General features: G+C 71.1%; 8 protein-coding genes. 4 read left to right on the plus strand and 4 right to left on the minus strand.

The window, feature by feature from the left end:
* Positions 1 to 93 precede the first annotated feature (93 nt).
* Positions 94 to 2,163 (plus strand): glycosyltransferase family 2 protein, encoded by a 2,070-nt coding sequence (locus ACU6WY_RS12950; protein ID WP_483820049.1) that lies wholly within the window; start codon positions 94 to 96, stop codon positions 2,161 to 2,163.
* On the plus strand, positions 2,160 to 3,713 hold the full coding sequence (locus ACU6WY_RS12955; RefSeq protein WP_483820050.1) for a chitinase: 1,554 nt from the start codon (positions 2,160 to 2,162) through the stop codon (positions 3,711 to 3,713). The genes ACU6WY_RS12950 and ACU6WY_RS12955 overlap by 4 nt, the downstream gene beginning before the upstream one ends.
* Here ACU6WY_RS12955 and ACU6WY_RS12960 read toward each other — a convergent pair.
* Positions 3,653 to 5,830 (minus strand): sensor histidine kinase, encoded by a 2,178-nt coding sequence (locus ACU6WY_RS12960; protein ID WP_483820051.1) that lies wholly within the window; start codon positions 5,828 to 5,830, stop codon positions 3,653 to 3,655. The genes ACU6WY_RS12955 and ACU6WY_RS12960 overlap by 61 nt on opposite strands.
* Positions 5,823 to 6,461 carry a response regulator transcription factor gene (locus tag ACU6WY_RS12965; RefSeq protein ID WP_483820052.1) on the minus strand — a complete coding sequence of 213 codons (639 nt, stop codon included), beginning with the start codon at positions 6,459 to 6,461 and terminating at the stop codon, positions 5,823 to 5,825. The genes ACU6WY_RS12960 and ACU6WY_RS12965 overlap by 8 nt, the downstream gene beginning before the upstream one ends.
* Before the next feature lie 177 nt (positions 6,462 to 6,638).
* Between ACU6WY_RS12965 and pgm the strand changes: the two genes are divergently transcribed.
* Complete coding sequence (pgm, locus tag ACU6WY_RS12970; protein WP_483820053.1) at positions 6,639 to 8,285, plus strand: phosphoglucomutase (alpha-D-glucose-1,6-bisphosphate-dependent); 1,647 nt, start codon at positions 6,639 to 6,641, stop codon at positions 8,283 to 8,285.
* 199 nt (positions 8,286 to 8,484) lie between these two features.
* Here pgm and ACU6WY_RS12975 read toward each other — a convergent pair whose 3' ends face one another.
* Positions 8,485 to 9,525 carry an NAD(P)-dependent alcohol dehydrogenase gene (locus ACU6WY_RS12975; protein WP_483820054.1) on the minus strand — a complete coding sequence of 347 codons (1,041 nt, stop codon included), beginning with the start codon at positions 9,523 to 9,525 and terminating at the stop codon, positions 8,485 to 8,487.
* A 197-nt stretch (positions 9,526 to 9,722) separates the two neighbouring features.
* Between ACU6WY_RS12975 and ACU6WY_RS12980 the strand changes: the two genes are divergently transcribed.
* Complete coding sequence (locus ACU6WY_RS12980) at positions 9,723 to 11,189, plus strand: alanine/glycine:cation symporter family protein (RefSeq protein ID WP_483820055.1); 1,467 nt, start codon at positions 9,723 to 9,725, stop codon at positions 11,187 to 11,189.
* A gap of 100 nt (positions 11,190 to 11,289) precedes the next feature.
* Here ACU6WY_RS12980 and ACU6WY_RS12985 read toward each other — a convergent pair whose 3' ends face one another.
* Positions 11,290 to 15,126 carry a glycoside hydrolase gene (locus ACU6WY_RS12985; RefSeq protein WP_483820056.1) on the minus strand — a complete coding sequence of 1,279 codons (3,837 nt, stop codon included), beginning with the start codon at positions 15,124 to 15,126 and terminating at the stop codon, positions 11,290 to 11,292.
* Positions 15,127 to 15,139 lie beyond the last annotated feature (13 nt).

The raw sequence follows: 15,139 nt of genomic DNA on the forward strand, positions 1-15,139 counted from the left end.
CCCCCGCGCCACCGCTCGCGAGCGCGGCGCGGGGACGCCACTCCCGGCGCCCTCCACCCTCGCCCGTCCGCGGCGAGCATCGTGCGCTCGCGAGTGGCGCTGGTCACCTGCGCGACCCTGTGGCTGCTGTACATGACGACCGTCGTGGTCACGCTGTCCCGCGGTGGAGCGCTCGTGGACGTCTGGCATCTCCTCGGCACACTGGTGTTCCTGGTCTCGGTGACGGCGTTGACGTTCTCGGCGAGCATGTATCTGCTGGCGCGCGTCGGAGCACTCCCCCGGCTCGCCTCTCACCGTCGCGCCCGACGGGCGGAGATCGACGACCGGTTCGATCGCGACGACCTGCGGGTCCTCGCCCTGCTGCCCTCGTACGGCGAAGACCCCGTCTACGTCCGCATGGCCCTGTGGTCGGTGGCGCTTCAAGAGGTCCCTCACCTGCGCGTGGTGCTGTTGCTGGACGACCCGCCCAGCGACGACCCGGTGGTCGTCGACCGCCTCTCTCGCACCCGCGCGATCGCCGATGAGATCCGCAGCGTCCTGGCCGTCCCCCGGGAGCACGCGCGGGCCACGCTGGAGGCGGCGGCCGAGCTCCCCGCGCCCGATGCGCGCCGCGCTGTCGCCGAGGCGTACGACGCGGTCGCGCGCTGGGCTCGCGATCTCGCCGCTCTCGAGCCCGGAGACGACCACGTGCGGACGTTCTTCGCCGAACGGGTGCTGGGGGCCCTCGCCGACGAGCTGCGCGCGGTGGCCGAGGCCCTCGGTGAGGCCGGCGACGCCGGGGAGGAGGAGCTGACTCCGTCGCGGGTGCGATCGCTCGCTCGGCGCCTGACCCGGATCCTGTCCGCCGAGATCGACGTGTTCGAGCGCAAGCGATACGCCGCCCTCTCGCACGAACCCACCAAGGCGGCGAACCTGAACACCTATCTCGCGCTGGTGGGCGGCACCCACCAGCTGCGCGACCTCGACGGCGTCGAACACGTCGTCGAGGTCGCGGCCTGCGACGCGGTGATCACCCTGGATGCCGACTCGATGCTGCTGCCGGAGTACGCCGCGCGGCTCGTCTACGCGCTGGAGCAGCCCGGCTCCGAGCGGATCGGGGTGATCCAGACCCCGTACTCGGCCTACCGCGGCCGGCGCAGCACCATCGAGCGTCTGGCCGGGGCGACCACCGATCTCCAGCACCTGGTCCATCAGGGTCTGACGGCCTTCGACGCCACGTTCTGGGTCGGGGCGAACGCGGTGATCCGCTGGGCCCTGCTCGAGGACCTGCGCACCGTCGACACCGTGGACGGGCGAGAGGTCGTCCGATTCGTGCGCGGCCGCACGGTGATCGAAGACACGGAGGCCAGCATCGACGTCGTCGCCCACGGGTGGGAGCTGGTGAACTATCCCGAGCGATTGAGCTACAGCGCCACCCCGCCCGACTACGGCACTCTCGTCGTCCAGCGGCGCCGCTGGGCCAACGGCGGGCTGCTGGTGCTGCCGGCGCTCTGGCGCACAGCGGCCGCCCGTCGGGCGGCGGGTCACCCGATGCGCGTCGCCGAGGTGATGCTCCGCACGAACTACCTCGGCTCGATCGCCTGGGTCACGGCCGGGTTGCTCGTGCTGCTGACGATCGTCCCGCTCAACGGGGAGCTCGTGAGCGTCGTCCTCATCCTGATGGCGTTGCCCTACTTCGTCGAGATGGCGCACGACCTCCGCATGCTCGGCTACCGCCGCCGCGACATTCTGGGGGTGTACGGCCTGAACCTGCTGCTGCTGGCGGTCAATCTCGCGGGGACGATCGGATCCCTCGCCCAGGCCTTCACCGGGCACCGCATGGCCTTCGCCCGCACGCCCAAGCAGGGGACGCGCACACCGGCGGGCGCACTGCTCGTGCTCGCGCCCCTCGTCATCGCCGCGGCGTCGATCATCGTCGTCGTGCGCTCGGTCGGGGAGCAGTCGTGGGTCGCCGCCCTGTTCGCCCTGTTCACCGCCGTCTGCGTGAGCGGCGCGGTGGTCCGCCTCATCGGACTCCGCTCCGCCGCCGCCGACCTGTGGAACGGCTGGCTCGAGTGGATCTGGGTCCCCGTCCACCCGCGGACGAGCACGGCGCCGGTGAGCACCGTCCCCGCGTGGCGCCGCGTCCTCGACGACGGCCTGATCGAACCGGTGACCGGATGAGCCCCCGGGTGCGCCAGCGATTCTCGGGACGGCGCGTGTCGTGGGCACGGGTCGCCGTGAGCGTGCTGGGTTCTCTGGCGCTGGTAGGGGTCGGGGTCGCCGCGGTCGCGCCGCCGCCCGTTCTCCCGGTGACCGGGACGCCGCTGGATCAGCGATGGTTCGCCGGATACTACGACGTCACCCTCGATCAGGGAGCGGAGCTCGCCGAGACCGCCCTGGCGACCGCGCCCGGGGGCGCCGTGCTCGCCTTCGTGGTGGCCGCCTCCGATACCGCCTGCGTACCCACGTGGGGCAAGGCGTACTCGCTCGACGACGCGGCGACCCGCTTCGACCTCGACCGCCGCATCGAGCGGCTGCATCGCGAGGGCCGGCCCGTGGCGGTGTCGTTCGGTGGGGCGGCGAACACCGAGCTCGCCGGGGCCTGCACGACCCCGCAGAGTCTCGCCGAGGCCTACGCCGCCGTCATCGATCGCTACGGAGTCGACACGATCGACCTCGACATCGAAGGCGAGATGCTCTCCGACCGCGCGGCGTCGGCTCGACGCGCCGACGCCGTCGCCCTCCTCCAGCGGTCGCGCCCCGCGGACGACCCGCTCGAGGTCTGGCTGACTCTGCCCATCGCCCCCGAGGGGCTGACCGACGAGGGGCTGGACCTGATCTCGGGCATGCTCGACGCCGGGGTGCAGGTCGACGGAGTGAACGCGATGACCATGAACTACGGCATCCAGAACCCCGGCGACCTCGTCGCCGTCTCCGAGCGTGCCCTGGATGCCATGGCCTCCCAGCTTCGCGACCTCTGGGACGGGGCGGGACGCGACCTTCCCCCGGGCGGGGTGACGACGCTGATGGGCGCGACCCCCATGATCGGGCGCAATGACGTCCCGTCCGAGGTCTTCAGCCTCGACGACGCGCGCGCCCTCCGCTCCTTCGCGAGCGAGCGCGGACTCGCGCGGTTGTCGATGTGGTCGCTCAATCGCGATCACACGTGCGGGTCGAACTATCCGTTCACCGGAACCGTTTCGGCCCGGTGCAGCGGCATCGAACAGGCGGGCGAATCCTTCGCCGACGTGTTGTCGGAGGGCTACCTCGGTCGCGTCGACGCCGCGGTTCCCCCGGCGGAGCAACCGGTGGTCGACGATGATCCGAAGACCAGCCCCTACCCGGTGTGGAGCTCGACCTCGTTCTACTCGCGCGGGATCAAGGTCGTGTGGCACGGCTCGGTGTACGTGTCGAAATGGTGGAACGAGGGGGGCACGCCGCCCGACGATCCGACGCTGGACACCGGCGCCTCGGCCTGGAGCTATCTCGGTCCGGTCCTGGCATCCGATGAGCCCTTCCGTCTGCCGCAATTGCCGGAGGGAACCTACCCGGAGTGGGCGGTGGACGTGCTCTACAACCAGGGCGACCGCGTCTTGCTCGACGGCACGGGGTACGAGGCCCGGTGGTGGTCGCGGGGGCAGCGTCCGGACCGCTCGATCCTCGACCGCGACTATTCGCCGTGGACGCCGATCGAGCCGGACCCGGCCGCAGAGAGCGCCGCGGGCGGGTAGGCCGTCAGCCTCCCGTCCGTCACCACGTGCGCCAGCGCGGGGCGCCCGGGCGGGAGCAGACGCACCACGACCCGGCGCTCCGCCGCCGCGAGACGATCTCGCACGAGGTCGGACAGGCCCGGCAGCCAGGTCTCGGACGGGCCTGTCGCGCCACCGTCATCGAGCAGGACGACGTCGACGCCCCGCAGGCGCGCCCGCATCGCGGCATCCGGAATTCCGTGACCGTGCAGCCGGCCGGCGCGATAGCCGTCGCGCAGCCGCCCCTCGACGGCCAGCGCTTCGGCGCGGTCCTCGTCGGTGATCCGGCCCGCCCGCACCACCCGCTCCAGGAGCGGCCGGGCGTAGGCGTCGACCTCGGTGAGGTGGGCGAGGAGCTCGGCATGGGAGGCGGCATCCCACGCCGCTCGTCGCGCCGACCACACGCGACGGTCGGCCTGGGCCGCCGCCGACCGGCGCAACCGGGTCAGCACGGTGATGAAGACGACACTCAAGCCCACCACCGTCACCACCCGAGACCCGATCCCGATCATCTGCGGCAGATCCCCCTGACGGGTGAGCGCGTCGACGCCGAGGAGAGCGAGCAGGATGCCGGCCCCGCTGAGCGCGTAGCCGGCTCGGGCGCGCAGGGTCAGCGAGACCAGCACGAACGCCGAAGCGGTGACGAACCACGCTGACCCGTAGGTGACGGGCACGGGGAGGACGCCGAGCCCGAGAGCGACGCCGCCGCACAGCACCGCAAGGGCCACGCCCGCACGCGTGCGGGTGATCTCCCCGCGGGGTCGCCCCACCAGGGCCGCCACGACGAGCAGGACACCGAGCATCCCCAGCGACACCGCTCCTGCGCCTGCGGAACCACCGTGCACCGCGGCGACGACGGCGACAGCGACTTGCGTCACGAGGAAGAGCGAACCGACCAGACGCTCCCGAGTGCGCAGGCTCCATCCCCCCACCTCCGGCTCTTCCCAGAGGGGGTCGCGCACGCTCCACTGCAGATGCACCCGCGTGCCCTCCCCGGGGGCGCTGTCGACCTCGGCCCGCACCCCGGGGATCGCCCCGGGAACCCCCAACACCGTGGTGGCCAATCCCAGACGCTGCGCAGCCACGCGATCGGGGCAGAATCCCGGGCCATCGTCGGCGATCTCGATCCGCCCTCCCACACCGTCGATCTCGACGCGGACCCGGCTGCGGGCACCCGGAGCGTGGCGGCGTGTGTTCTGCAGGGCCTGGGCGGTGGCGGCGACGAGGGCGTCGGCGACTTCCGGCGGGCACGTCGCCGCGTCCGCCGCACGATGGGTCTCGAGGGCGGCTCCGGCCTCGGCGGCGAGCTCAGCGATCCGGGCGATCAGATCGGGCGAGGGCGGATGCGCCCGCACCGTGGCCGTGGCACGCTCGGCCTGGCGCAGCACGGCGCCCTCCGCGCCGGGCAGGGCTTCGGCGACCCCGCGCAAGGCGGCGAGCACCTCATCGTGCACGAACGCGGCCGCGCGCGAGCGCGCCGACAGCCGCGCGCGCTCCCCCGCCTCGACCGACGCGGCCGCGGCGGCGCGCTCCGCGGTGCGATCCACGTGTGCGGCGGTGCGCAGAGCCGCCGCGGCGACGGCGCACGTGGTGACCGCCGAGAGCAGCGCCTGGGTGTCGTTGGCCATCCCGGTGAGCGAGTAACCGCCGAGCAGGGTGCGCGAGAACACCACCACCACCGTCCACAGCGACAGCAGCGCCGCCACCCACCGCCATCCCCCCGCGACCAGAGCCGCCAGCGACGGAGCCGACACCGCCGTCAGCAACCACGGGATCGTGCCGTCGTGACCTGCCTGAACCTGCGCCAGCCCCGCCAGCGGGTAGGCGAAGACCGCGCCGGCGAAGACCACCGAGGCCGTCCCGGCAACCCGCCGACCGGCGCGGGGGCCGAGGACCGGCCCGATCGCTCCGCCCAGCAGCAGCGCCCCGAAGGCCCCCAGCACGAGCGCCGTCCACCATCCGGGCGCGGCGGCGTCGTTCACGGTCGAGACCACCAGGGCGGCCGCCGCGCCGGAGACGACGATCGACACGGCCACCGCGAGCAAGAGCACGCGCTGTGTGGCTTCTACGGCGGCGCCAGCGGCGCGCGACTCAGTCACGGCGCGGGACGGGGAGGAACCCGTCTTCTATCCCCCGCCGGTACAGATCCACCTTGCTCGGGGCGGGGCGGCCGAGGCGCTGATACACGGCCTTGATCCGGCGCAGGTGGTCGTTCACGGTGTTCTCGCTCACCCACAGCGCGGCCGCGACCTCGCGTGCACCCATCCCCGAGGCGTACAGCGAAAGCACCTCCCGCTCGCGGTCGGTCAGCGGCGCCGCGGTGAGACCCGGATCCGAATCCAGCGCCGACGCCCACTCCGTCGTGGGCACGTGCTGTCCGTCGGACGCCTCGAGGATGGCCGCGAGGAGGTCGTCGCTGGGCAGCGACTTGCGCGCGATGCCCAACGCCTCGGTGCGCGAGGCCTCGCGCACGAGGAACGGGTTCTCGGCGGAGCTCAACACCAGGACGTGCGCCCCCCACCGCCGGAGAGCGTCGACGTTCTCCTGCGGCGTCGTGCCGTCGCGCAGGCTGAGGTCGAGCAGCACGAGGTCGGCGTCGCGCGCCTCGCGGATCATCGCGGGAACGGTGTGTTCGTGGCGCGCAAACGTCACCCTGGACGACGTGGCGACCAGGTTCTGCAACGCCAGTCCCACCAGGTCGTGGTCATCGACGACACCGATGCGTTTCACGAGTGCCCTCCCCTGTTCGACTTTATCCACCCCGCGCACCCGAGGGCCGCAGATGACGGCTCCCCGCCCCGCCTCGACCGGGCCCGGCCATTTCGCTCGCCGCACATTCAGGCAATTCGGTGCCGAGAATGCGCCCGCGCGTATGCGCACAGGCGCCACAGCGGGCAGACTGTGGGCATGAGCAGTCGCGCAGGACAGCCCGCCGAGGCATCCGATCTCATCGACATCGACGAACTGATCGCCGCGTACTACGACCGCAAGCCGGATGCCACGGTGCCCGGCCAGCGCGTCGCATTCGGCACCAGCGGCCACCGCGGGTCGTCGCTGAGCACCAGCTTCAACGAGGATCACATCCTCGCCACGACCCAGGCGATCGTGGACTACCGCGCGGCGCAGGGCATCACCGGACCGCTCTTCCTCGGGCGCGACACGCACGGGCTGTCCCTCCCCGCCGAGCGGAGCGCGATCGAAGTGCTCGTGGCCAACGGGGTCGACGTGCGGGTGGACTCCCGCGACTCGTGGGTGCCGACCCCCGCCCTCAGCCACGCGATCCTCGCCTACAACCGCGGCCGCGCGAGCGACGACCCGGGCCGCGCCGACGGCATCGTCGTGACGCCCTCGCACAACCCGCCGCGCGACGGCGGCTTCAAGTACAACCCCCCGCACGGTGGGCCGGCCGACACCGACGCCACGGGCTGGATCGCCGACCGCGCGAACGAGCTCATCGCCGCGGGCCTTACCGGTGTGCAGCGCACGCCGCACACCGAGATCGACCTCGACAGCCTCGGCCAGTACGACTTCCGTGACGCGTACGTGCGGGATCTGGCATCCATCATCGACGTCGACGCGATCAGGAACGCCGGCGTCCGCATCGGCGCCGACCCGCTGGGCGGCGCGTCGGTGGAGTACTGGGCGCTCATCGCCGAGGTGTACGGCCTCGACCTCACCGTCGTGAACCCCGAGGTCGACCCGACCTGGAAGTTCATGACGCTGGACTGGGACGAGAAGATCCGCATGGATCCCTCGTCGCCCTCGGCGATGGCCTCGCTCGTCGCCGCGCGTGCCGAGTACGACATCCTCACGGGCAACGACGCCGACGCCGACCGCCACGGCATCGTCACCCCCGACGCGGGGCTGATGAACCCCAACCACTACCTCGCCGTCGCGATCGACTACCTCTTCTCGCACCGTCCCGGCTGGCCCGCGGATGCCGCGGTGGGCAAGACCCTCGTGTCGTCGATGATCATCGACAGGGTGGCATCCGCCCTCGGCAAGACCCTGCTGGAGGTTCCGGTCGGCTTCAAGTGGTTCGTGCCGGGGCTGCTTGACGGCTCGGTCGCCTTCGGCGGCGAGGAGTCGGCCGGCGCCTCGTTCCTGCGGAAAGACGGCACGGTCTGGACCACCGACAAAGACGGCATCCTGCTGTGCCTGCTCGCTGCCGAAATCCTCGCGGTCACCGGCAAGACGCCGTCGCAGCGCTACGCCGAGCTCGAGGCGCAGTTCGGCGCGTCGGCCTACCAGCGCGTCGACGCTCCCGCGACGCCCGCGCAGAAGTCGGCGCTGTCGAAGCTCTCGCCCGAGGCCGTGACCGCGACGGAGCTGGCCGGAGAGACGATCGTCGCGAAGCTGTCGCACGCGCCCGGCAACGGCGCCGCGATCGGCGGCCTCAAGGTGCAGACCGAGTCCGCGTGGTTCGCCGCGCGCCCCTCGGGCACCGAAGACGTCTACAAGCTATACGCCGAGTCGCTCCGCGGCGAGGAGCACCTGCGCGAGGTGCAGGAGGAGGCCCGCGCGGTCGTCTCCGCCGCCCTCGGCCAGGCCTGACCCGCACGCAAAAGGGGCGCCGTTCCGTGTGGATCGGCGCCCCTTTTGCGCGCGCGGCCGTGGGCATCCGATAAACGCGATCCGCGGCGGGAAACGCGACGACGTCGCGTGTATCGCCGCGGATCGCGTTTATCGAGACGGTTGTGCGGATGCCGAGGCCCCGACGCTCCGAAGAACGCCGGGGCCGTGGCATCCGGGGTCAGGCGAGGGTCGCGGCGTCGATGACGAAGCGGTAGCGCACGTCGCTCTTCAGGACGCGCTCGTACGCCTCGTTGATGGCCGAGGCGGGGATGACCTCGACCTCGGGCGCGATGCCCTTCTCGGCGCAGAAGTCGAGCATCTCCTGGGTCTCACGGATGCCACCGATGGTCGACCCCGCGAAGGAGCGACGGTTGGTGAACAGCGTGAAGACCTGGATCGGCAGGGGCTCGGGCGGAGCCCCGACGTTGACCATCGTGCCGTCCAGCGTCAGCGTGCCGAGGTACTGCTTCAGGTCGAGCGGGGCGCTGACGGTGTTGATGATGAGGTCGAACGTGTTCGCGAGCGTCTCGAACGTCTCGGGGTCGCTCGTGGCGTAGTAATGCGCGGCGCCCATCGCGAGGCCGTCGTCCTTCTTGCTGAGCGTCTGCGAGAGCACCGTCACCTCAGCGCCCATGGCCGCCGCGATCTTCACGGCCATGTGCCCGAGGCCGCCGAGACCGACGACCGCGACCTTCTTTCCGGGGCCGGCGTTCCAGTGGTTCAGCGGCGAGTACGTGGTGATGCCGGCGCACAGCAGCGGCGCGGCCGCCTCGTACGGGATCGACTCGGGCACGCGCAGCACGAAGTCCTGGTCGACGACGATCTTCTGCGCGTAGCCGCCCTGGGTGACGGTGCCGTCGCGGTCGATTGCGCCGTAGGTGCCGATGTTGCCGTTGAGGCAGTACTGCTCCTCACCGGCGCGGCAGTTCTCGCACTCGCGGCACGAGTTGACCATGCAGCCGACGCCGACGCGGTCGCCGACGGCGTACTTGGTCACGTCGGAGCCCACCTCGGAAACAGTGCCGACGATCTCGTGACCGACGGTCAGCGGGTAGGGCACCGCACCCCATTCGCCACGGATGGTGTGGATGTCGGAGTGGCAGATGCCGGCGTAGGCGATGTCGATGAGGACGTCGGCGGGGCCGACGTCGCGACGCTCGATGGTCGTGGGCTCGAGGGGGGACGTGGCGGAAGACGCCGCGTAAGCGTTGACGTGCATGGGGCTCCTCGGAGAGGGGAATGTCGAACCTCTCCATCCTTCCGTGGTTCGAGGCGCGCAGGGCGAGATCGGCGAACGGGGGATGCCACCAGCGCAGTGAATTCGCGTCGTCCGAGGGGCCCCTCACGGCAGGGCGCATGGGTGCTCCCGCCGTCGGCGAACTGGCGAGCGGCGGTCGCGGTCACCATACTGTGCGGATGGAATCTGTAAATGCGTGGCTGCTGACCTGGGGCGACAACCTCTGGACGTGGATCGTCCTCCCGATCGTCGTCGTTCTCGGCGTGTACTTCACGGTCCGCTCCGGCGTCGTGCAGTTCCGGATGATCCCCGAGATGTTCCGCACCTTGAAGGACCGGACGCCGCGCACCGAGACCGGTGAGCCGCAGTCCATCTCGTCGTTCCAAGCGTTCACGATCTCGGCGGCTTCCCGGGTCGGCGTCGGCAACATCGCGGGAGTGGGAACGGCCATCGCGATCGGCGGCCCCGGCGCGATCTTCTGGATGTGGCTGATGGCGTTCGTCGGTGGCGCATCGGCGTTCATCGAGTCGTCGTTGGCGCAGCTGTACAAGACGCGGGACAAGGACGGATTCCTCGGCGGCCCCGCCTATTACATGCAGCGCGGACTCGGCGCACGGTGGATGGGCGTGCTGTTCGCCGTCATCCTGATCATCTGCTTCCCCATCGCCTTCAGCTCCCTGCAGGCGAACACGATCCAAGCCACCATCTCGGGGAGCTTCGGCGAGGAGTCTGCGGCGTGGCTCCCGCTGGCCATCGGGGTGGCTCTGGCGGTCCTCATGGGGCTCGTCATCTTCGGTGGTGTCCGCCGCATCGCCTCGGTCACGCAGACGTTGGTGCCGGTCATGGCGCTGCTGTACTTGCTCTTGGGGCTCGTAATCGTCGCCATCCACATCGAGCGCCTTCCCGGCGTCTTCGCGCTGATCTTCACCTCCGCGTTCGGCCCGAACGAGGTCGTCGGCGCCGCGCTCGGCTACATCATCCTCACCGGCGTCAAGCGGGGGATGTTCTCGAACGAGGCCGGGCTCGGCTCGGCGCCCAACGCCGGCGCGAGTGCGGCCGTGACGCACCCGGTGAAGCAGGGGCTCGTGCAGACCCTCGGCGTGTACTTCGACACGTTCCTGGTGTGCTCGATCACGGCATTCCTGATCCTCGTCTCGGTCCCCGACCTCGCGGGCGCCGAGCGCGGCATCGGGCTGACGCAGGGGGCAGTGGTCAGCGCGCTCGGGAGTTGGTCGAACATCCTCCTGATCGTGATCATCTTCCTGCTCGCGTTCAGCTCGATCCTCGGCAACTACTACTACGGCCAGACGAACATCGAATTCATCACCTCGAGCCCGGCGGCGCTCCTCGGCTACCGTCTCTTCGCCATCGCGGCCGTGTTCGCCGGGGCCCTGGTCTCGGCCGACGTCGTCTGGAACTTCGCCGACGGAGCGATGGGATTCATGGCCATCGTCAACCTGGTCGCCATCGCCCTGCTCTCGCGCGTCGCCTTCCTGCTCTTGAAGGACTACACCCAGCAGCGACGGGAGGGGCTGGACCCGGTCTTCACCCAGGCGCGGATGCCCGGGGTTCGCGGGATCGAGGTCTGGGAGAACGAGCTGTCGGTCACCGGTCCGATCGACCTTCCCGCGGCCCGGCGACGCTGACGGTGCGCGGCCCCGCGCAGACCGCTCGGACGGGCCGAGAACGACGGGGCCGCGCCGACCGCCCGAAGGCGACCGACGCGGCCCCGTGAGGCGAGAGGGCTCAGGCCTCCGTCCGGCGGCGGCGGCGGAGGAGCACCAGCCCCCCGCCCAGCAGGAGCAGCAGCACCGCACCGGCGACCGTGGCCGCGACGCCCTCGGCGTTCAGGCCGGTGGTCGCGAGACCACCCGTCGAGGCGCCGGTCGACGGGCCCGAGGGACCCGCCCCCGAACCGCCGCCCGTCGACGATCCGCCGCCCGCTCCGGACCCGTCCCCCGAGCCCCCGCCCGAGCCGTTACCCCCGCCGGTTCCGCCGCCGGGGTTCGGGTCGACGGATGCCGCAGCGGGAACGATCGCCGACGAGCGGGCCGCACCCGCGGCGAAGCCGTCGGCGACCGCGGTCACCTCGACGGCGATCCGGCGTCCCTCATCCGCGGGAGTCACCGCGTACGCGTCGGCGGTCGCTCCGGCGATCGGCGCGCCATCGCGCAGCCAGACGTAGGCCAGCGCCGCGTCGTCCGGATCGGTGACGACCGTCGCGCGCACCGTCGACCCCACGCGGGGCTCTCCGACGATCACCGGGGTGTCGAGCCCGACCGTGCGAGCGATGGTCACCGTGTAGGTGCGTTCGGTGCCATCGGGTGCGGTGATGCGCACCGATCCGGCGCCCTCGGCGTCGCCCGGCGGGGTGACGACGACGCTCGCGTCCTCGTCCACCGCGAGCGCGTGCAGCGTCGGCCATGCGGCCCCCGTCGAGGCGGCCGTGTAGGCGAACACGTCGGGGGCGAAGCCCTCGACCGGCTCGTCGCCCACGGTCAGGCGCGCGAGATCGGCGATACCGGCCGGGGCGGCCGACGCGGCGAAGATCTCCACCTCCGACACGATCATGTGCGTCTGCGAACGGGCGTTCATGACGACGCGCACCTCATCGGCCGCGGCCCCCACGGGCACGTCGACCTTCGGAGCCCCGCTCGAGGGTTCGGGCACAGTGACCACGTCGCCCTGGACCCACTCGCCGCCCTCGACACGGTGATCCACGCGCATCGTCGCGGGCCAGCTGAGGCTGCCGCCGTCGCGGTAGAACTGCACCGACACACCCGTCACGGTCTCGCGCTGGGCGAGCGCATAGCTCAGGGTGTCCTGGGCGTTCTTGGTGCCCGACCTCCAATTCGACCAGCCCTTGTCGGTCGAGCTGCCGTTGATCGTGTTGGCGACGCTGTACTGGGAGCTCTCGGTGAAGGTCGCCGACGGAGTGCTCTCCGGAGCGACATTGCGCTCCGAGGCCTCGGTGACGATCACCGTCAGCGTCGCCGCCAGACGCTCCCCGCTCGGCCCGGTCGCCACACCCTCGACCGACACGGTGCCGGGCTCGGTGAAGTCGGCGTCCGTCACACCGTCCCACGCCCATTCGACGGGGATCCAGTAGCCCGACCCCGACGGACGCAGCTCGGCCTGCACACTCCCGTCGCCCAGCCCCTTCACCGTCTCGAGGGCGCTGCCCGCCGGAACGGTCGTCGACGCGGGCCGGGTCGCGGTGTACGCGCCGACCTCGACGGATGCCGTCGCCTCGAACGTCGAGCCGAAGAGGTCGGTGCCCGTCCCCCGCACCTGCACGGTGCCGGGTCGCGACCAGTCCAGACCGTCGAGGCGCCAGGTCACCGCAGCCGACCGCAGCGTGCGCCCGGCGTAGCGGACCGTGACGTCACCGGGGAGCTCGGGGGCGACGCCCACGGCCGTGGAAACCGACAGCGGTTCGGTACCGACGATGCGGGAGGTCGAGATGCGCCACTGCTGGTTGTAGCCGCCGTTCGAGGTGTACAGCCCGACAGCGGCTCCGGGCGAGGTGCTCTGACCGTTGACGTCCAGCACCCGTTCGCTCGCGACATTGAGCACCGAGGAGTACGTGCCGTCGGTCGTGGATGCCATCCACTGGAGGGCCGGGTCGGCCGCCGCAGCGGCCGGGTCGGAGTCGACCAGCGCGGTCCCCCCGTTGCGCGAGGCGAGGAACGCCCCCGCGCCGTTCTGCAGCGTGAAGCGGTGGCGGTTCGTGCCCTCGCCGTCGATGCTGCGAACGGTCCAGGTCTGCGTCCGCGCCTCGTCGGCCGTCGTGGCGGACGCGGCAAGCGTCAGGCTCTCGCTGCCATCGAGCGCCAGACCGCTCTGCAGGCCCGTGAGTTGCACCGAGTCGCCGTCCCGGAAGGCGGCGGCGTCGCCGGAGACACCCGAGACGCCGTCGATGAGGAACGTGGTGACCGACTTCGCGGGCACCGTGATCGTGGCGGTCCGGGATGCCGCATCCACGACGACCTTCTCGCCCTCCGTGAGGGCGTTGATCGAGGGCTCTTCCGCCGTGGACTGCGTCGTCACGATGGGGGTGACGGTCGCGCCGGGGGCGACGGTGCCGAAGTCGCGCAGGTCGATCTGCACGGTCCGGTCGGTGGCCTCGGAGTTCACGTGCACGATGGTGGCACCGTCACCGTCCGCGTCGATGGCCGCCGTCGACTGCGCATTGTCGGTCGGCATCAGTCGGTCACCCGGGGCGATGTAGTGCGTGAAGTTGCGCACGGTGTTGAACTTCTCGTTCGTCAGCACCTGGCACGACGGGTCGGCGTCGCCGTCGGCGATGCGCCGCAGCGAATTGCCCTCGGCGTTGCAGTCGAAGTCGATGAAGACGCTGCCCCAGTTGAGCTTCTCGACCTTCTCCATGTTGTAGAGGTCTTCGACGGGCTGCCAGAACACCCAGGCCTCCGGCTCCAGCTCCCGCAGGTCGCCGACGATGTGCTGGGCCATGCCCAGACCGTTCTCGATGTCGTTGGTGACGAATCCGCGGCTCTGGGCCGTCCAGTTGCCCTCGACCTCGCTCATCCACAGCGGCTTGTCGGCGGCCTTGGCGATGTCGCGGACGACCTGCCGCCCGCCGGTGCCATAGGTGTGGACGTTGAGCTGATCCACGAGCCCCTTCGACTCCAGCGACCACGCGTTCCAGTTCGTCGCGAAGATGCCGGGGTTGGTCTCATCCATCGCCGAGATCACGGCATCCGTGCTCGTCCCGGGCTGCGCGAGACGGGCGGCGAGCGCCTTCACCATGGCATCCTGCGCCTGCGGCCCGATGTGCGCGCCCTCCTGGCGTCCGCCCGTGGGCCATGTGGCGCCGTTCGGGATCTGCGTCGACCAGTAGTTCGTGTTGGGCTCGTTGAAGGGGTCGATGGTGTCGAACCGGATGCCGTGCTCCTTCTCGAGCTCGTCCACGACACTCACGAGATACCCGGCGAATTTGTCCATGTCGGCGGGAGCGAGCTGCTCGCTCGTGGCGTTGTTGATGCCACCCGAGACGTATCCGCTCTGCGTGAGGAAGTAGGGCGGGGAGTTGCTGAAGGCCTCCCAGTGGGTGACCTTGTCTTTCAGCGCGTCGAGCCACCACCGCTGCGCGGAGTCGGCGTCGAAGTCGTAGTGGGTCGGGTCGTCGGGATTCCACGCGTCGCGGTAGCGTGCGCGGTCGGCGTAGGTGGAGGTGATCTCACCCTGCGCGTCGGTGGCCGGGAGATCGGGGTTCCAGAACCCCGGGACCGCGCCTCCGGGCCGCAGGTACGGCGGCACGTCGGAGGCGTTGCCGCCGCCGACGTTGTACCGCGCGATGTTGAGGTTCAGCCCCTCCTCGCCGAAGACGGCGTCGAAGAGCTTCTGCCGCACGTCGGCGGGGTAGTTGCCGGTGGCGTTGGCGAACCAGACCAGGCTGGTCCCCCAGCCCTCGAAGGGCTCCGCCGCGGACGCGGGGTTCGGGGTGATGCGGACGGCATCCGACCCCGCCGCGACAGCGGGCGCCGCGACAGCGGGCGCCGCGATCCCACCGGCGGCCAGGGCGAGGGCACAGGCCATCGACAGCAGTCGAGCTGACTTCATCGTCATTCCGATC

This window comes from Microbacterium sp. ZW3a, assembly GCF_057167165.1.